We start from the raw sequence: 18827 nt of genomic DNA, 5'->3' as shown, positions 1-18827 counted from the left end.
ATGCCGGACTATGACTTCTTCGAGCTTACCGGCGTATCACTTGAGGAGGAGAGTGAACAGGCCGTAAAGTCAGCGATAACCCGCAAGGACAGGGAACTCGGCGAGGCGATGAGCACTTCCGATCAGGACAAACGCCGCGAGGCAGAAGCACAGAGGAAGTTCCTTAAGGATAAACGTGAAGAGATGTTCGGTGCTGGCGCGAAGTTCAAGCCGGTGTTTATTGCGATGGTCAAGGCACGTGTTGCGTTCCTGAAGAAGCGTCTTGATGCGAGGGTGAAGATAGAGGCGGCGGCGCGTTCGGTGCGTACTGTTACGACAGGGAAGCTCAAGAGCATACGGAACAACACTGCTGTGAGCGGAGGGCTTCCCCTCGAGGAAATACGGGCTGTGTACGAGGCAAACGGTTTCACGGTCGAGGAGAGTTCTGCTCAGGCCAAGCTGCCGAAGTACCCGACGAACATCGAAAAAATTTACAGTGAGCTCGAGAAGTTCCGCGCGAAGGCAAAGGCTGCTGAAAGCGTAACGGATCTGTATGCTTTCGTGGCGTACATCTCCGATGACATTGCTTCTGCCGCAAGTTACAGGAAGTATCCCTTGAGCCGTCTCAAGTCGGTGTGTGAAGACTACCAGAGGAAATACACCTTGCTTGAGGACGGGACAGCCGAGAAGCTGGCGGCCAACATTGCGGGTCTGGCGGCATCGCACGTGTTCGACAGCGAGGAGCACAGGAAGAGCTATGACCTCTACATACTCTACAAGTCGCCGAACCTTCAAGAACTCTTTACTTACATGAGGGAGCTTGATGATGCCGACAAGAGAGACCCGGAGATCGCCGATTTCTGCATCAAGACGATAACAGCCGTCTTCGGGGACAGTGATATTGCTCTCGCGCTGTACAACTCCGAAGCCCGCATCGTCAATAATCCTTACGTCCCGTCCAATCCTGTCTTCACGGTAAGGTGCGCGCACTGCCGGACTGTGTGCGAGTTTCACAGCGTCGCCGAAGCCCGCAAGCTCAACAGGTGCACGAACTGCGGGGAGAAGCTCTACAAGCAGTGCCCGAAAGGACATTACGTGCTGCTTGACGCGGACACGTGCCCGGACTGCGGACATGTTTTCCCTGAGGCGATGCTCGCTGAATGCCACAGGGATTTCGCGTCGGTTGCCTCTGCCCCGCAGGTACAGAAGGTCAACATGTGCCTTGACATCCTCACCAGATGCGCAGACTTCAAGCCCGCACAGGATTTTCTGTCGCAGACTCCTCCTCTGCCGTGCGCAAGTCTTTCCGCCTCAGCAGACGACGAGAACGTCGCAGTCTCACTCACCTGGAGGCCGACTGGAGAACACGGCGTGAAGTATACCCTCGTCCGCAGAAAGGGAAACCGTGCGCCATCAGCTCCCGACGACGGGGAAGTCATCCTCAGGGGCTCGCTCGAGCTCTCGTACAGGGACAAGAACCTCGAATCGGGCGCGGACTACAGCTACTCAGTGTTCGTGCTTCGTGCGAGGCTGTATTCTCCTCCGGCAAGCGCGAACGTCAGCGTCTTGTCAGCTGTCTCCAACGTTCAGCACACGCAGAGCGGAAACACTCTCCGCCTCTTATGGACACAGCCGAAGAACTGCTCGGGAGTCCGTGTCGTCTGCCAAGCTGGGAACGAAGCTTCCGTTGTCTTGGCCAGATCAGCGATGAACAGCATAACCGTCGATAATGTGAAGTTCGGGAAAAGATACTCCTTCTCGCTGACTGTATGTTATGTATGGGAAACCGGCAAGAGCAGAACCGTGCGCTACGACGTGATACCCACGCCGGAAATCAGGCCGTTCACCATTTCGGCGGCGCGCGTCTCGGATAACGTGTACCGTCTCTCGTGGAGCATCATTGAAGGCGGGGCGGACATTCAGATACTTTCCGGCGATGAAGTTATGGGGAGTGCGCGTTCAGAGATGAGGAGCTGCCAGCTTAGGCTTCAGCCCGACAGGTACTACGTCCTCAGGGGCGCAGTGTCTTCGGGCGGAAAAACTCTCTACAGCAGCAACAACGTCGAGATAAGCACGTTCTCTGCGTGTACGGTTGATGCCAGCGGGACGGAAGTAACCGAAGAACCCGCGCCCTCAGGGGCAACGAGCACAGTCCACATAACGCTTGCTGTGTCGATGCGTCGCAGGCCTTCGCTGAAGAAGTTAGTGTACTTCGTGAGGACTGACGGGACATGGGCGAGCGAACGTGATGTGTTCTCGCAGGCCTCAGCCCTGCAGACAGTCAGTGCCGAATCCGTGCTGAACAGCGGCACTCTCAAGATAGACTTTGGCGTGGGGGCTGATGACAGCTTCAACATAACGCTGTTTGCTGTGTATGAGGCAGAAGGCCGTGAGGTAGTTTCCGCGCCGTGCAGGACGACCGTAAACCGTCCCCTGAACGCAAACGTGTTCTGCAGTGTGTCGCGCTCATGGTTCAAGAACGTGCAGTTCAGCGTCAGGGGTGAAGCCAACAGGCCGGTAAGACGCTGGCCGGGCTTTGTGGTGTGCGTGTCGTCGGACGGAAGGCCTCTCGTGAACTACACCGACAGCAACGCAGAGGCAGTCCTTGAGGCTGAGCCGGTTACGCCGCCGAAGCCCTCGAAGCATCTAGAGCAGACCTTCGAGATCACGCGCAAGCTCCCTAAAGGCACGAGGCTTTATCTGTTCTGGCGGGAGTTGAGGCCGGGAGAGAATTTCGTGTTCAGGTACGACAGGGGCTTCAACGGAACTGTATAACAATCACGGAAGGAGAAATATTCATGGAATTGCTGCAAGATTTATTTGGGCTGGTGATCAGCGGCGGCAAGGGGCTTTTCGGGCTGTCGAAGCGTCTGCTCAACGTAGTTATGAGAGTCCTGAACATCGGAGACGCGAACAGCTTTACGTGCCCGTACTGTATGCAGAAGTACAACAGGAGCGAGATACGGCACATCTGTCCTGACTGCGGAACAGAAGCACATCCGGGAAGATTCACCACCAAGTCAGTGAAATGCGCAAACCCCAACTGCGGAGGCACAGCCACTCTCAGAGTATGTCCTGTAGAAAGCTGTAAGGCAGTGCTTCCTCCAGAAGTGCTGGACACGAAGAATCTTCCTTTCAGCATCGTGGGCATGATAAGCTCCGGCAAGACCAACTACATCACCGTTATGCTCGAGGAGCTGAGCCGCTTTCATGGTATCCCGCTAAGTCTGGCAGCAGCCGATCAGCGAACCTTGCAGATTCACGAGAAGAACAGAAACACTGTCTACAAAGGCTATCCCGTAGAGGGAAATGCAGGAGGCTCAATAATCACGCAGATATGGATGATAAAGAACCTCAGCCAGCGCAGGGGCAGCACTGTACCGGCCTACACCTTCACGATTTTCGACGGAGCAGGGGAAAACTACGAGCAGAATCTTTCGCCGTCATCGCCGGTCTGCCGTAACATCAGAGCCTCGAAGGCAATCATCCTGACCCTCGACCCGCTCATTCTGCCTAAAGTCAGGGAAATAGTCTCGGATGAGGCGCGCATAGCTTCACTCGGAGGCACGGACAGCGAGGCCAAGAATCCCGTGAACATCGTAAATGACATGGCGAGGTACTTGCGCAGTGCTTACGACATCAGCACCGACAAGCTGCTTAACGTGCCTGTCGCCGTAGTGCTGACGAAGTTCGACATCGTGCTGAATCACCCGTCTTTCGCGAACGGTGCGACCGTCAAGAGTACCTCGCTCCTCACGGACAGTTACGGCCATGTGAACGAGGGGGAGTTTGCGGCAGTGGACAGGGAGATTCGCGACTGGCTTATGCTGATAGGCGAGAGAGCGTTCATCACAGCACTGGAGGCGAACTTCAAGGACATGCGCTTCTTCGGGGTATCGAGCTTCGGTTCTGCGCCTGACGCGAGGAATTACATCGCTGACATCAGGCCGCACAGAGTTCTTGACCCGGTGATGTGGCTGTTCAAGAGGTCAGGATTTGTTGACTGAGGAGAATAACGATGTTCTACGAACTTATCTACACGCGCTGCCGGAACGGTATCGACATCCTCAGCGGGAAACCAATAACGAGCGAGGGCTACAAGGTTTACGCCTGCAGTCCCGAACTCCTTGCGCAGAGCGGTTTTGTTGACGCAGAGCTTCTCCTCAACGCCGCGCAGGCAAAACAGTCATACGCTGATGTTTACTCCGATGCGGACAGCGCAAAGCCCTTCATGGATGAAGCATATCTCTACTGCGTGCCGGACTTTGGACAGAGCTTCATAACAGAGTTTCACCCCGTGCACTATGACCCTGAACGCGTGGGGAACTACACCAAGAAGCCGGGCAACTTTCTGAACCAGATTTTTGCGGGGGACTTCGGAAACTTCTACGCGTGGGAACTGTTCGGTGATTCTTCTGTGTGGAACGCAAAGCTGAACGACGAACCCTACTACTACTCCGTGAATCCTGCGCCTCTGCCAATGAGAGAGCTTGTGCCATCGGGGAAGGGTTACACGCTCGACGACATAAGGGAGTTCATCGCGGGCGGCAGGACGGAACTGCTGAAGAAGGCTGTGTCGTTTCTCATTGCGCAGTACGCCCTGAAGCCGGAAGAACGCAGATACCTCGTGATACGTGAGGCCTGCTCGCGAAACATCGAGCTGTGGATTGCCGCGATAGAGTGTGCGTTCTCGCCGCGTATGTCTGCGGGACTGCCTTTCGCGACGCGGCTGGACAATTACCCGTCCTCCAACGTCTACACGGTCAGGGCTCTTGACGGCAAGTACCAGCCCATGATGAACTTCCAGGACCCCAGCCAGCGCATGAGGTTTCGGGCGATGATCGTCGGCGTGAACATGCAGGACAACAGCAACAACGGGCCGGTGATGGCGTTTGCGGCGAAACAGTTTGCGGTGCTCGACGGAGTGAAGATGACTGCGGAGTTCGAGGCAGACACGGGCGCGGGGTACTTCGGCGCGATAACGGGCTTCGACAGCGAACACAGAGAGTTCTGCGCTGGCTTCCTGCAGGCACTGGACATACGGCATCCCTCGCCTGACATGCCGGAACTCTACGAGGCTTTCTGCGGCCTCAAGAACGTTGATGCTCTCACCTCACGGGAACTTTCCGCAGTGGTCGGGAGCTTGTGCAGTTACGGCCTCGCTGATACGCCGGAGGCACGCCGAATCTACAGCACACTTAGGGACAGCTTCGTGCGGGTGGCGGAGCAGGACTTTGACGCTGCCGTTCTCTTGGCCGAATGGGTTGAGCGCAACTCCCGCACAATGAACGACGGCACAGCACGGGAAAACCTCTCTTCCGCGATGTGCGCTCTTGTCCGTGAAAACATGTTCAGCGGCAGGCACGAGCTGCTGGAGCACATACTCTCAAGCAGTTTCGGGAAGGATGCTGCGGCTGTTGCTGTTTCAGCGGAGGCACTGAAGAAGTTTGTGTCGTCGGAGATTGCGCCGCCGGAAGGTCTGTACTTCTGCAAGCTGTTCAACAAATGCGCACGAATGACGGAACACAAGATTACGCAGGATGAAACTAGGGCGTTGGTCTCGCGGTGCATAAGCCTGTGTGCAGAGAAGCGGGACAAAGAAGCGATGTCGGGGCTTATGGACTTCCTGAGCGGAAAGGACGGCAACCGTGCCAGAGCAAGGGATATGGTTTTGACCTGCGCGGGCGGCAAAGGGGAATTTGTGGTGAACTTCATCCTTGACGAAGAACCTGCAATCTGTGCGTCGTTCGCTGAGGCAGTGAAGTTCTGCGGACTGCTCGACGATAAGGGGCTCGGCGATTTCGCGGGCAAGGTGCTTGGCAGGGGCATAAAATCGGCCAAGAAAACCGACGAGCTCATAAGGTTCGCGGAGGAGATTCGTGCGTCCGTGCGTCTCTCTGAGGCGGAGAAGACAGCATTGTTCACGTCGATGGACAGCGACAGATTCTGCAGGGTCTTCATGTCCCGGAAGTTCAGCGCGGACGAGGACAGCGCGTACATGTACAGCCTGATACTCAGCAGAACGGCCTCGAGGGAGCTTCTGTTTGACGTGGTGTATGAGCTTGTCAGCAGCGTGAAGAAACGTCCTGAAGACTGGCTGCGTTTTCTCGCGTACTCGTCGAAGGCTCACAGGGACGAGGCGGTTAATGTTGTGGTTGACGTGCTCTACGAGATGTCCAGCCCGGAGAAAGCCCTCTCGCAGCTCGACAAAGCTACTCCGCGCAAGGACAGAGCCGCGTCGGACATGTTCGCGGACATAGAGGAGCTTGCTACGAAGGAGCTCAAGCGCAGGCCGAAGAAGGGACTGCTGGGTAAGCTGGCAGGGTTATTCATGAGGGGTGAACAGGAATCGTGAGCAAGAAATCTGATGATGAGGCATTAGGGTTTCTCGGCTTCATTGTTATTGCTATTGCCGCTATCATATGGTTCATTGTGCATGTAGTGCTGCCTGCGCTGCTCGTGATAGGAGGAATTGTTGCCGGCATAGGCGTACTGTTTGCACTGTATACGGCCGGCTATGTTTTCTGTCATGCTGTGTCTGCCAGCAGAAACCCATATGCTTATTACTCAGACCCTCACCCTCACGCTCCCGGCGTAAAACGCGGATACTTCTTCGGGCCTGGATTAAAGCAGCTCGAAATGATATGGTCAGCTTCAAGTGCAGGTATGGGGACTGCGCTTCAAGAAATAGGACGTATTGCGGAAAGAAACTTGCACTGGGAAGATTTTTTCCTGCATGACCTCTGGATATATTTATTCTGGCTGGCATCGGCCTTGTCCTTGTACCTGTTCGGGTACGCTTTCGCCCTCATCTTCTGCGCATTGCTGTCGGTGGTGCTTGGCGCAGGGTGGCTACTGTTCTTCGCGGGCTATATGCTGCTCAGGCTCTCGGACAAGACCGCCCTCCTCCTCAACGCCATAGACAACCCCTGCCCGAAATGCAAGCGCAGGCGAGTTCCTCTGTTTGTGTGCCCGAAATGCGGCACTCTCCACAACCTCCAGCCCGGACCGTACGGCATTTTCCGCACAAAGTGTTCATGCGGAGAGCTCCTCCCTACGACGGTCTTCAACGGACGGAACGATCTTGTTGCGGTGTGTCCGCTGTGCAACAGCCCCGTTGAAGGTTACGCACAGCACTTCGGGATTCAGGTGGTCGGCAACACCAGCGCGGGCAAGACGACATACCTTGCGTCGTTCTTCCACGAGTACTTTCGCCGGATACCTTCTCACATCACGCACACCTGCAATCCGCAGAGAGCCTTCCAGACGCTCGAGGGTGCGTACAACAGCGGGAACAAAATCTCCGGCACAACAGAACTCAACGCCGGAATGTACAGCATCAAGCATGAGTTCTCGATGCACGTGCCCTACCTGCTCAGCATGTACGACATAGCGGGCGAGGCCTTCCAGAACATAACATCGGCGGACTACCTTCAGCTCCAGTTCGAGTACGCAAAAGGCATAATGCTGATGGTTGACCCTGACGCTTCACCGTCAGAGACACACGCGGCGATCTCTGCCTTCTGCTCCGAGCACAAGAAGCTGAAGAGCCTGACGACCTCGCAGATGAGCACAGTACCTGCGGCAGTCGTTATCACTAAGGCAGACAAGTTCAGCGCGGAACTTTCGGGCGGGTTGCAGGACGAGGAGGTGTGCAGGAGGTTTCTTGACGCTCACGGCTTCAGGAGCGTGGTTAATCTCATTGCCGCGAACTTCACGGACACGCGCTATTTTGCCACGACAGCGACTGGTCATGAGCTTGACGGCAGGGCGTACAGTCCGTCGGGGGTGCTTGAGCCTGTGATGTGGCTTCTTGGCGAGGGAAAATCCGTCCTGCCGCGAATCATCGACAGCGGGGTTAATGCTTTCGACAAGATGAAGTTTGCGGTGAGGAAGACTGTTCCGTTCATCATGCCTGCGCTGGTGATGTGGTTATTGCTCTGGGGAATCTCCAGCATTTCGTGGGGAAAGATTATGCCGACAGCAAAACGGCCGCTTGTTGGCAGTGCGTCAGTCCAGCGTGCTCCCGCGAGACAGCCCTCGCCAGCCGCGACTCCTCTGCAAGTTCCGGCCAAGACTACGGGGAACAAACAGGTGAAGAAGGACGCGCCAGCACGGAAGCTGAAGCTGTCGACGCTCGGCACGAAGGTCAACGTCAGGAAGAGGCCGGACATCAACGCTGCCTCTATTGCTGTGCTTGAAGAGGGAGTGCCTGTAGATGCAGGCGAACCCGCTCAGAGGGCCGACGGCGTGTGGTACAAGGTTACGCTTCCGGGCGGTGCTGAGGGATGGATACGCAGTGATCTTCTTCAGCATAGGATAGGCGACAAGGGAGAGCACGGAGGAGTCCTTATGCGTGTAACCGGCGACGAACTGAACCTGCGCGAAGGGCCGGGCACGAACTATACTTCTATCGGGAAACTCTACGTCGGACACCTCGTCGAAGTCATCGGGCAAAGCAAGGCGTGGCGCAAGGTATGCACCCAGACGGGGAAAGTCGGCTGGGTTCACAGCAAGTATCTTGGCCAGCGCAGAAGATACTAGGAGGGAGATAACGTTATGGCAGACATCAGCCATTTCGGTTACGTCAACGCATCGAGGCGGCTTGTGGACGGGCGGCTTCCTGTGAGGTTCATGTACCGCGAGAAGACGGGCGATGATGACCAGTACAGCGGCTGGGTGTTCATGTCCGGCACAGAGGATCAGGAATACGCGGACAACCCGGACAACATAGGCATCTACGACATCAATACTATCCTGAACATCGACAAGACAGTCTTCCCGTACCTTGACGCGGCTGAGGGAATGGCCTTTGAGCGCGAAGAAGGGACGGGGACGTTCAAGGTCAGCAGGGATTTCGGGTTTGAGCCGGAGAAGGAGTGATGAGGGATGAAACTTCACAGGCCGTACATCCGCAAAGAAGTACGTGAGAAGGTTGAGGCGAAAGGTAAGAACAAAGACGGTAAGTTTGTTGACGCTTATTCAGGAAAAGTGATAGAGGGCAAGCACCATCTCGGGCACAAGTACGGGTGCGAGAACGCCAGAGCAATACGCTGGGCAGAGGAGCAGGGATTGACGCAGAAGGAGTTCAACGACCTCATGAACAACCCTGACTTGTACCAAGTTGAGGACGCAGGCTCTAACATGTCGCACAAACATGAGATGAAGGGCAACGACTTTGACTACAGCGAACTAATGAACAACCTCAACAGGGAACAGGTCAAAGAATTTACCTCGAACAAGGCGAAGGACTGCGACAAGTTCACGGTGAAGGAGAGCGAGGTTCAGGAGAGCCAGCAGTCAGCAGAAAGTATGGAGGCACAGCCAGCACAGGAAGCGACCGGCACTTCTGAGGGCTGGGGTCAGGGCTGGGGCGAGACTTCCGGCGAAGGTCAGGGAGAATCTGCCGGTCAGTCAATGTAGCAGCTCACCTGATGCTTAGCTGCTGCCTGACTTCCTTCATCAGGACTTCAATCCTGCTCCCGCGCGACGGCCTCACCCAGCGGTACTGCTCTACAGGCTTCACGTAATCCCGCGCCGTCGTCCCGTCAGTGTAGAGGTTCAGCGTCCGCAGGTGAATATACGTCCCTTCCGACAAGTCAGCAACATACACCAGCATACACGGCCCGAAATCCTTGCCCTTCACCGCACGGAAATTCGGGTCGCGCTTCATCATCGAGTTTGTCCGCGCCGTCGGAAGCCACACGCTCACGAACGAAGCTATTGACGACACAGGGTCATAGTCGATATTGCCGGTCTCAAGGTACATCTCATAGCTCTCGTCCCTGCGCACGAACTTCAGCCCGTAATCCTCGTAACTCTCCGCTTCCGTCCGCGTACCGTTGAGAGCTCTCGCAGGTTTGTCCTTCGCCTCATCCAGAAACTTGGCCAGAACGTTCGGCGCAATCGCAAAATTCAGGTTCTGCCCGTCCGTCCGTAACTTCGTCGGCATACCCACAACCTCGCCTTTAAGGTTGATGAGTGCTCCTCCGCTTGAACCCTGCGAGATCGGCGCAGTGAACTGTATGATGTTGTTGTTCTCGCGGAAAGCCGAGATTATTCCGTTCGACACAGTTCCCTCGTAGCCTCGCGGGTTGCCCACCGCCATAACTGCCTCTCCCTGTCGCGGAAGCACGGGACTTATCCGCAGAAACGGTGTAGCTGACTGTGCGTTCACCTTGAGGAGCGCAATATCCTTCGCCGTGTCGTAATCCTTCAGCAGAGCAGACTGCGGCCTGCCTTCCGTCATGGTAACCGTTATCCTCGAGGCTCCGCGTATCACGTGCCAGTTCGTGAGGATATCGCCCTGACCGCTAACGAAGAATCCGCTCCCTGTCCCGACATCAGTGCGTATCATCACCATCGACGGCATCACGCGTTCAACGAGGTCTGCGTAGTCGGGAAGTGCCGTGCTCTGTGCTAAACCCTGCGGACGGCGCGCCTCTGCTGCCTCGCGCAGCCTCTCCACCTCGTGAAGAAGCCTCTCGTAGTCCTGTGCGTGAACTGCATCAGTGGAAGGCACGGGCTTGACGCTAGGAGTCTCGGAGTACGTCAGCCAGATGAACCCGGCAAGACACAACGCAGCTATTGTCGTCGTCGCGGCAGTAACCTTCAGGAGCGTGCCGGTGCTGCGATCTTCTCCGCCTCCGTCTGCTCCGTAAAGCTCGTCGTATGTTTCCACAAGACAGGTGTATGCCTCCTCAATGCTACGCCTCATCCTCCGGGCTTCTCTGTGTTCGGGGGTATCTGTGCTGAAGCGTCGCGGGTCATATATCGAGAGCTTTGTCTTGTAGTTACGCTCTATCCTGTCCATGTCCAAATCTTCATCATCGAGGGAAATTCCCAAGTACAGGCAGGCTTCCTCAGGGGTCATCAATTCATCACGTCCTCCGTCAATCGGGATGGCTTATTATAGCCGATAGAAATACTCTGTAGAAATTATGCCCGCGCGTCTACAATATGCGCATCACATTTCTTACGTTCCAACAAACTTTACACACTCAGGAGGAATAGCATTCATGAAAAAGTTTGCGTTATCTCTCGTTGCAGTGATGCTTCTTGCGTCCTGCGCATTCGGTGCTGAAGTCGTCAAGGCCTATACCACGATGGAAGAGCCTCTGGCTAAAGCACTGTTCGACGCGTTCGAGGCCGAAACGGGCATCAAGGTTGAGTGGGTACGTCTTTCCGGCGGCGAAGCGATTGCACGTCTCGAGGCTGAGAAGGCTAACCCGCAGGCGAGCATCTGGGTCGGCGGAGTCGGAACTCAGCACATCGAGGCCAAGCTGCGCGGTCTGTCCACGCCTTACCGTTCGCGCGTTGCGTCCTCAATCCCCAACAGGTACAGAGACCCCGACAACTACTGGACGGGACTATACGTCGGACCTATAGCCTTCTGCATGAACACCGAGCGCGCGAAGGAGCTCGGCCTCACGATGCCGAAGAGCTGGGCTGACCTCCTCAAGCCGGAATACGCCAAGAAGGTACGTGTTGCGCACCCCAGCACCAGCGGGACAGCCTACAACATGATTACGACGGTAATCCGCATCAACGGCGGCGACGAGGACAAGGCGTTTGCGTACTTCAAGGACATGGCAAAAGCAGTCGAGCAGTTCACGCGTTCAGGTTCTGCGCCCGGAAAGTCCTGCGCACTGGGCGAAATTCCGATAGCGATCGGCTACCTTCACGACCAGATTAAGCTCAAGAAGGAAGGCGCGAAGCTCGAGATAGTAATTCCCGAAGACGGAACAGGTTTCGAGACCGCGTCAATGTCCATCCTCAAGGACGGCCCTGACCCCCTCAACGCGAAGAAGCTCTATGACTGGGTGCTCGGCCAGAAGGCTATGGACATAATCGCGCGCTGGTACGTTATTCCGCTGTCGAAGCTGGCAACTCCGACCGACACGGGATTTTCTCTCGAGAAGATGAACCTCGTCAATCAGGACGACCAGTGGGACGCGGCCAACAAAGAGCGTCTGCTTGCACGCTGGAATCAGGAGATATCCACTGCTCCCGAGAAGTAGCATCTGTGATTCACGCCCTCCGTTGTGATGATGGGGGGCTGTATTTTTCATTAAGAAGGAATAAAAATGAGCGAGAACTACAAACCGTTAGGTATGAAGTGGCACAACTTCTTGATTTACTTTGCCTTGTGGACCGGAGGAATTGGGTCATTCGTCTCGGCGGCCTATATTTTCTGCGGCATGCACTACGGGAACGTGAAGGATCGTGTCTACGCGGCATTTCCGTCGTTGCAGTTTGTTGACGTTGCCTATGCTGCTGCTCTGGCTGCTCTCGGTGTGTACTGCATTTACGTCAGATACCAGCTTGCAGGCTCGGGAGTGGGCTTCATAATCAACAGGACTTACTACAACAACCGCAAAGAGTTATTCGTGAACTAATCTTCACCAGCAGGGAGGTATGGATGTGAATAAACGAGTTATCAATTTCCTGCTCACGATTCTGTTCGTGGTGCTCGTTGGCGCGTGGGTTTATACCAGCGTCCGTGATGAGTTCCTGAAGCAGAGCAGAACCAGTCAGCGCAGGACAGTCGAGACAGTCGCGGCGGGCTACCCTTCCGGCGATGATGAGGTCAGCGAGTGGCTGAAGCGTCTTGCCGAAGAGGCTGGAGAATACACCGTTGCTCTTGTCCGTGAAATCCCGATGCCCGGCGAGAAGCTCAATGAGACTCCTCTTGGCGACCCGGAACTTGCGAAACTCACAGAGGAGCTTGCGACTGACCCTGAGTTCTCCAAAGGTTTCGACAATGCCGCGTATGAGGAAATCTACAGGAGCGTTAAGAACTGGAAGGTTGGCGCGAAGGAAGAGCAGGCTTTGTTCTTTGCCCCTGCCGTTGACCTGAAGACGCACGACGTTGAAGGCGCGCTGGTGTTCGCGTTCAGCACTGAGGGCGAACAGGGCTTCATGCGGATGATGAACACTCTGTTCTTCGGGGCGTTCGTGCTGTTCGTCGTCGTAATCTGGCAGCTGATGATGAGCAGAGACCCTATCGTCGGCTTCGCGCTCGCGGGGCTGTTCCTGATGACGCTGACGTTCGTAGCATATCCGCTGTTCGAGGCACTGAGGCTGTCATTCTTGGAGAACGGCAAATTCTCTCTCGGTGTCTGGAAGACTATCCTGAACTCCGAAGGCTACATGTCCGCATTGTGGGGAAGCCTGAAGCTCGGATGCTGGACGGCGACATTCTCGACGCTTGTGGGATTCTTGTTCGCGTTCGTTGTCGCACGTACAAACGCACCCTGCAAGAAGCTCATCTCCACAATGGGAGTCCTCCCCGTAATCTCGCCTCCGTTCTCCTTGACGCTGTCGATAATTCTTCTGTTCGGGAACAACGGACTGTTCACACGGTGGCTTCGTGTGATAGGGCTGAACTTCTCGATCTACGGACTGCCCGGCCTCGTGCTCGTGCAGACAATGGGAATGTTCCCGATAGCGTTTCTGACGTTGAGCGGAGTGCTTCAGGCCATCGACTCTACGTTTGAGGAAGCATCGCTGAACTTGTCCGCAACACGCTTCCAGACCTTCAGCAAAATAACACTTCCGCTTGCTGTTCCGGGACTGCTGAGCGCGTGGCTTCTGGTCTTCACGACATCGCTTGCTGACTTCGCGAATCCCCTGCTCTTGGCCGGAGACCTCAGAGTGTTATCACTCGAGAGCTACATTGAGGTTACGGGAATGAACAGGCTCGGGCACGGCGCGGCTCTGTCGATACTCCTGCTGCTTCCTACACTTACGGCGTTCCTCGCGCAAAGGTTCTGGGTCGCGAAGAAGTCATACGTTACAGTTACGGGCAAGCCTTCAGGACGCATAACCGAGCTGACGACTCCGGGTGTTAGACGTTTCCTTGTGGGAATAATCTTCGCGATAGTGATATTCCTTGTCCTGCTGTACGGAACGATTTTCGCGGGATGCTTCGTGAAGAACTGGGGCATTGATTACACGTTCAGCCTCGAGAACATCACGGAGGCTCTGACGCGCTCGACTGATGCACTGCTCGACACCGTAACCCTTGCGGCGATAGCAACACCGATTGCGGGAATTGTGGCGATGATTGCGGCACTGCTGATTGTCCGCAGAAAGTTTCACGGCAAGAAGCTGCTTGAGATGCTGTTAATGACTCCCTTCGCTCTTCCCGGCACACTGCTGGGCATAAGCTACATTCTGGCCTTCAACCACGCGCCGATAATCCTCGTCGGTACTGCGGCAATAATCGTCATCAATTATGTTATCCGCGAGCTTCCCGTCGGAATTGAGGGAGGAATAGCGTCGCTGAGACAGATTGACCCGTCGATAGAGGAGGCGGCTACAGACTTGGGAGCGGATCAGGCTACGGTGTTCAGGAGCATAGTGCTTCCGCTGGTGCGTCCTGCGTTCCTGTCGAGCCTGTCGTATACATTCGTGCGCTCAATGACGGCAGTCAGCGCGGTAATCTTCCTGATTTCGGCAAAGTGGTATCACATTACTGTGTTAATCTACAACTTCTCGGAGAACCTGCGCTTCGGACTTGCGAGCGTGCTGTCGACGGTGTTAATCATCATCGTGTTCGGAGCATTCGGAATCATGAGGCTGTTGGTGCGTGAGAACAGCAATCTTGCGAAGAACGTAACGTGAACAGAAAGGAGAAAACAAAGTGGCGAGCAGTAAATCTAAGTCAGTAACGTTTGACAACATAAAGAAGATATTTCGTGATCCGCAGTCGGGGCAGGATGTTGCGGCCGTTGCGGGAGTGTCCTTCAGGCTTGAGCCCGGCGAACTCGTAACGCTGTTAGGGCCTTCGGGCTGCGGGAAGTCAACCATCCTGCGTATGCTCTCAGGCTTCGAACAGCCGACGAGCGGCCGCATTCTCATCGGGGACAACGACGTAACCACGACTCCCCCGAACAAGCGCGATACAGCAATGGTCTTCCAGAGCTACGGCCTGTTCCCTCACATGAACGTAGCCGAGAATGTCGGTTACGGCCTGAAGCTCAGGAAGGTAGCACAGAAGGACATTGACGAGAAGGTACAGAGATTCCTCGAGATGGTCGGTCTTGGCCAGATGGGGAAGCGTCCGCCTTCGAGGCTCTCGGGAGGACAGCAGCAGAGAGTCGCGCTCGCGAGGTCTCTAATCGTCGAACCGTCAGTCCTGCTTCTCGACGAGCCTTTGAGCAACCTTGATGCTCTTCTCCGCGAACAGATGCGCGTAGAGATCCGCCGTCTCCAGAAGTCGCTCGGTATAACAGCAATGTACGTTACACATGACCGCGTTGAAGCAATGAGCCTCTCCGACAGAATCATAGTGATGAAGCTGGGACACATAATCCAGATCGGAACGCCCAGCGACATTTACCGCGACCCTGTAGATACGTTTGTTTCCGGCTTCGTGGGAAAGGTAGCGTTCTTCCCGTGCGAGGTTAAGGGCATCGATTCGTCGTGCCACGTCGAGATTAAGGGTCAGAGGTTCGAAGCTCCCCGCTGGTCCGACAAGCTCAAGGCTGGAGATAAAGCGTTGGTGATGGCACGTCCCGAGTCCCTGTCTCTAGGTGAGCCCGGCGCGGGTGTCGAGGACGGAGTCGTAACCGCAAACATCTATCTCGGCAACAGCGTAGAAACGTGGGTAAAGACGGACTTGGGGAATGTTCTTGTGCAGATAGACAACCCTGACGTGAAGAAGATTTGGGGCGAGGGCGAGAAGGTGTCTCTGTCGTTTGACCCTGTGTTGACGAAGGTTCTTGTGGACGACCTCGAGCAGGCATGAGTTATCTTACTCCCTCAGAGACAGCAGACTTCACCGTCAACGTCGGCGCAAAGAAGGCTGCTCTCTCCGTCGTTCAACAGTTCGTGCTGGGAGTCTTGGCCGGAGCGTTCATCGCCTTCGGAGCTCAAGCCTCAAGCATGGTCTCTCACGCAATCTCAAGCCCAAGCACCGCCAAGCTCATCGGCGGACTGATTTTCCCCGCAGGCCTAATGCTCGTCCTAATGGCAGGAGCAGAACTCTTCACCGGCAACTGCCTCATGATTGCCGCGCTCATGGAAAGGAAGATTACTCTCTGGCAGCTGCTCAGGTCGTGGGCTGTCGTGTATCTCGGTAACTTGGCCGGAGGAGTCCTCGTCGCGTTCCTCGTGTACTGGTCGGGGCAGCTTGATTTCACCGGCGGACTTCTCGGGGGCTTCACGCTGAAGGCTGCGGCCGGGAAAATTGCTATGCCGTTCGCGAGGGCGTTCGTTCTCGGCGTGCTGTGCAATTGGCTTGTGTGCCTCGCAGTGTGGATGTCTTTCGGCGCGAAGGACGGAATCAGCAAGGCAGTGTGTGCGTTCTTCCCGGTGTGGGTGTTCGTCGCGTCGGGGTTCGAGCACAGCGTCGCAAACATGTACTACATTCCAGCCGGTATTCTGGCCAAGTGCACGCCGCTCTACGTCAGCAAAGCCCTCGAAGCAGGAGCCTCGCAGACCTCGATTGACGCGCTGAACTGGTGCAGCATGTTCGCGGACAACCTTCTTCCTGTAACTCTGGGCAACATTCTCGGAGGGGCAGGGCTCGTCGGAGCTGTGTACTGGTTCGTCTATCTCAGAGGAAGAAAGTCCTGATGCCGATGAGAAAAACAAAGCCTCCCTCAGCGTTGAAGGAGGCTGTTTTTGTTGTCATGGGATTACAGTGTCCGCCCGAAAAATTCCTTGAGCTTGCTGACTTCCTGCTCAACGTACTCGGGAACATAGTACGTCTGGATGTGAAGTGCTCCGGGTATCAGGAATAATTCCTTGTCGTTTGTGCCTGTCGCCTTCTCTATTGCATCCTCGCTGAGGTAGAGGGAATCAGCGGCACTTCCCGCCATCATCAGCAGTGGTACATTAATCAGCTTGAGGTTGTCCGTTGCGTCCCAAGTCATGAGTGCGGCGAGGCTTGAGCGCGTGTACTCAAACGTTGAGTGAGGGTGCCTGTGCGTCTTTCCGTAGTACTTCATGCCCTCGCGGTAAAGGTCGTTCGGAATCGACTCGATGTATTCATCGGTGAGAGCATCAAAATCTACCGTCCCTGATGCCGCTTCTTCGCCCCTCGCAAACGAAGCCTGCGCCAGCCTCTCCTGAATGTCCTTAATCTGCGTGCTCATGTACCCTTCGCGCCTGACCCTGCCCGTGTTGAACATGCTCAGCGTTGCGACCGCCTTTGCGCGCTTCTCGCTCTTGGCCGCGTTGATGGTGTAGCCGCCTCCTCCGCAGATACCCAGCATCCCGATTCTCTCGGGGTCAACGCCCGGGTAAATCATCAGCAGGTCAACCATCCCGTGAATGTCCTCAGTCCTGAAGAACGGAATATCCGTGTGTCTGGGCTGTCCTCCGCTCTCACCCTGAAACGCCGCATCAGCCGCAACCGTGATGTACCCCAGCTCAGCGAGCCTCTGCGCGAACAGTCCCGAAACCTGCTCCTTAACGCCGCCGTTGGGATGTGCGACGGTTACTGCGGGATACTTCTTCGACGGGTCATAGCCTGCGGGAGTGTAGACGTTTGCCGCTATCGTTATGCCGTTGAGCTCGTAGGTTATCGGGTGAATGTTGACCTGACCCTCGACGTTGGCGGTGATTGCGCCCCCGTAGACCAGCCCCCAAGCGTTGGCGTTGTGGGTTTTCGGCTCGCGGGGCGAGAAGGACTTTACCGGCATGATTGACAAGTGCATGAATGTATGCCCTCCTTTAAGGGAAATTTGTACGCGTAAATATATGTTGCGGTTGTTAGTGTCTGTCCAGACTGCAGGCACAAGGCAGAAGGTGGCTGATGTATTCCGCCGCGCCGGAAAGCACTCCGTCATAGAAGCCCTGCTTGCCGTCAATGTACTTCACCGCCTCCTTCATCTCGTCAATCTGGCTCTGCAGCCTCTCTCTTGTCCGGGCAAGTATAGCCTGACGTTCGGGAATGCTGTCTCTGCCCTGAAGGCACAGTGTCATGTACTCCTTCATGTCGGCAATGCTCATCCCGCACTTCCTGAGCTGCCGGAGGCTCTTTATCCATGCTATGTCGTGCTCGTCGAAGATGCGGCGGTTAATCTTGTCGCGCTTTACGTTCGGGACAAGTCCGGCGTTGCAGTAGAACTTGAGGCCTTGATAGGTCATGCCGGTTTCGCGGCAGGCTTCCATCATCGTATAAATCACAGCCATCACACCCCGTAAAAGTATTTGAGCGTTAGTCGCAACCTATTGCTAAAATTCTAACACCCGAACTAAACATTAATCCAACAGGAGGAGAAGTGATGGAGTGCATAATCTACATTCACGGTAAGGGCGGCCATCCTGACGAAGCACGGTACTTCCGCAGGCTGTACGATGGCTGCGAAATCATCGGGCTCGACTATCGCGGCACGACACCTTACGACACGAAACCCGAAATCATAGCTGAGTATGAGTCTCTGAGCAGAAAGTTCGGGCGTGTCTCGGTGATTGCCGTGAGCATCGGAGCATACTTCTGCATGAACGCGCTGAAGGGGAAGGACGTTGCGCGTGCGTTCTTCATCTCGCCTGTCGTGAACATGGAGAAGCTGATTGCTGGCATGATGGCCTATGCAGGAGTCAGCGAAGCGGAACTTGAGGCCAAGAAGGAGGTTGACACGGAGTTCGGCGAGAAGTTGTCGTGGGAGTGCCTGCGTTACGTTCGGGACAACCCGATCGAGTGGACGGCTCCGACGTGGATTCTTCACGGGGAGAAGGACAACCTGATTCCAGTGGGGAGAGTTCGTGAGTTTGCGCAGAAGCATAACGCAGAATTGACGGTGATGCCGGGAGGAGATCACTGGTTTCACACGGACGAGCAGACGGCATTTCTTGATGAGTGGTTCAAGAGGTGCATCAGCAAGGAGGAATGA

The 18827-nt window shown here is 55.6% G+C and carries 15 protein-coding genes; 12 read left to right on the top strand and 3 right to left on the bottom strand.

The genetic code is table 11. The features are described 5' to 3' along the window. From IJT02_09655 to IJT02_09630, 6 genes are read left to right on the top strand one after another with little or no spacing between them, the layout of a single operon-like run. Positions 1-2754, top strand: coding sequence for a hypothetical protein (locus tag IJT02_09655; protein MBQ7545191.1), 2754 nt, complete (start codon positions 1-3; stop codon positions 2752-2754). 23 nt (positions 2755-2777) lie between these two features. Continuing rightward, entirely contained in the window at positions 2778-3986 is a 1209-nt protein-coding gene (locus IJT02_09650) for a hypothetical protein (GenBank protein ID MBQ7545190.1), read from the top strand. A gap of 11 nt (positions 3987-3997) precedes the next feature. Then, positions 3998-6334 (top strand): hypothetical protein, encoded by a 2337-nt coding sequence (locus IJT02_09645; protein ID MBQ7545189.1) that lies wholly within the window; start codon positions 3998-4000, stop codon positions 6332-6334. Then, on the top strand, positions 6331-8523 hold the full coding sequence (locus tag IJT02_09640) for an SH3 domain-containing protein (protein MBQ7545188.1): 2193 nt from the start codon (positions 6331-6333) through the stop codon (positions 8521-8523). The genes IJT02_09645 and IJT02_09640 overlap by 4 nt, the downstream gene beginning before the upstream one ends. Positions 8524-8538: 15 nt before the next feature. After that, complete coding sequence (locus tag IJT02_09635; protein MBQ7545187.1) at positions 8539-8862, top strand: DUF2185 domain-containing protein; 324 nt, start codon at positions 8539-8541, stop codon at positions 8860-8862. A gap of 6 nt (positions 8863-8868) precedes the next feature. Next, positions 8869-9402 (top strand): HNH/ENDO VII family nuclease, encoded by a 534-nt coding sequence (locus tag IJT02_09630; GenBank protein ID MBQ7545186.1) that lies wholly within the window; start codon positions 8869-8871, stop codon positions 9400-9402. 4 nt (positions 9403-9406) lie between these two features. On the opposite strand, the gene IJT02_09625 is transcribed toward IJT02_09630, so the two are convergent. After that, positions 9407-10855, bottom strand: a complete 1449-nt coding sequence (locus IJT02_09625; protein MBQ7545185.1) for a trypsin-like peptidase domain-containing protein — start codon at positions 10853-10855, stop codon at positions 9407-9409. 142 nt (positions 10856-10997) lie between these two features. Here IJT02_09625 and IJT02_09620 point away from each other — a divergent pair, with 142 nt between their 5' ends. The 5 genes from IJT02_09620 (at position 10998) to IJT02_09600 (ending at position 16563) form a co-directional block, all read left to right on the top strand. After that, complete coding sequence (locus IJT02_09620) at positions 10998-11999, top strand: ABC transporter substrate-binding protein (protein MBQ7545184.1); 1002 nt, start codon at positions 10998-11000, stop codon at positions 11997-11999. 66 nt (positions 12000-12065) lie between these two features. Continuing rightward, positions 12066-12377, top strand: a complete 312-nt coding sequence (locus IJT02_09615; GenBank protein ID MBQ7545183.1) for a hypothetical protein — start codon at positions 12066-12068, stop codon at positions 12375-12377. 19 nt (positions 12378-12396) lie between these two features. Next, positions 12397-14607 carry an iron ABC transporter permease gene (locus IJT02_09610; GenBank protein ID MBQ7545182.1) on the top strand — a complete coding sequence of 737 codons (2211 nt, stop codon included), beginning with the start codon at positions 12397-12399 and terminating at the stop codon, positions 14605-14607. A 19-nt stretch (positions 14608-14626) separates the two neighbouring features. Further along, entirely contained in the window at positions 14627-15733 is a 1107-nt protein-coding gene (locus IJT02_09605) for an ABC transporter ATP-binding protein (protein ID MBQ7545181.1), read from the top strand. After that, the gene (locus IJT02_09600) at positions 15730-16563 is read left to right on the top strand and encodes a formate/nitrite transporter family protein (protein ID MBQ7545180.1); all 834 of its coding nucleotides are present in this window, start codon (positions 15730-15732) and stop codon (positions 16561-16563) included. Before IJT02_09605 ends, IJT02_09600 begins: the two co-directional genes overlap by 4 nt. Positions 16564-16625: 62 nt before the next feature. Here IJT02_09600 and IJT02_09595 read toward each other — a convergent pair whose 3' ends face one another. Together IJT02_09595 and IJT02_09590 are read right to left on the bottom strand one after the other, a co-directional pair. Continuing rightward, positions 16626-17648 carry an alpha/beta hydrolase gene (locus tag IJT02_09595; protein MBQ7545179.1) on the bottom strand — a complete coding sequence of 341 codons (1023 nt, stop codon included), beginning with the start codon at positions 17646-17648 and terminating at the stop codon, positions 16626-16628. 55 nt (positions 17649-17703) lie between these two features. After that, positions 17704-18120, bottom strand: coding sequence for a MerR family transcriptional regulator (locus IJT02_09590; GenBank protein ID MBQ7545178.1), 417 nt, complete (start codon positions 18118-18120; stop codon positions 17704-17706). A 98-nt stretch (positions 18121-18218) separates the two neighbouring features. On the opposite strand from IJT02_09590, the gene IJT02_09585 reads away from it, so the two are divergent. Continuing rightward, positions 18219-18827: an alpha/beta hydrolase gene (locus tag IJT02_09585; GenBank protein ID MBQ7545177.1), complete on the top strand. Its 609-nt coding sequence runs from the start codon at positions 18219-18221 to the stop codon at positions 18825-18827.

It is taken from the genome of Synergistaceae bacterium (genome assembly GCA_017450125.1).
GTDB lineage: Bacteria > Synergistota > Synergistia > Synergistales > Aminobacteriaceae > JAFUXM01.
Note: the sequence above shows the minus strand (reverse complement) of the source record. Positions and strands in the feature narration are given on the sequence as shown.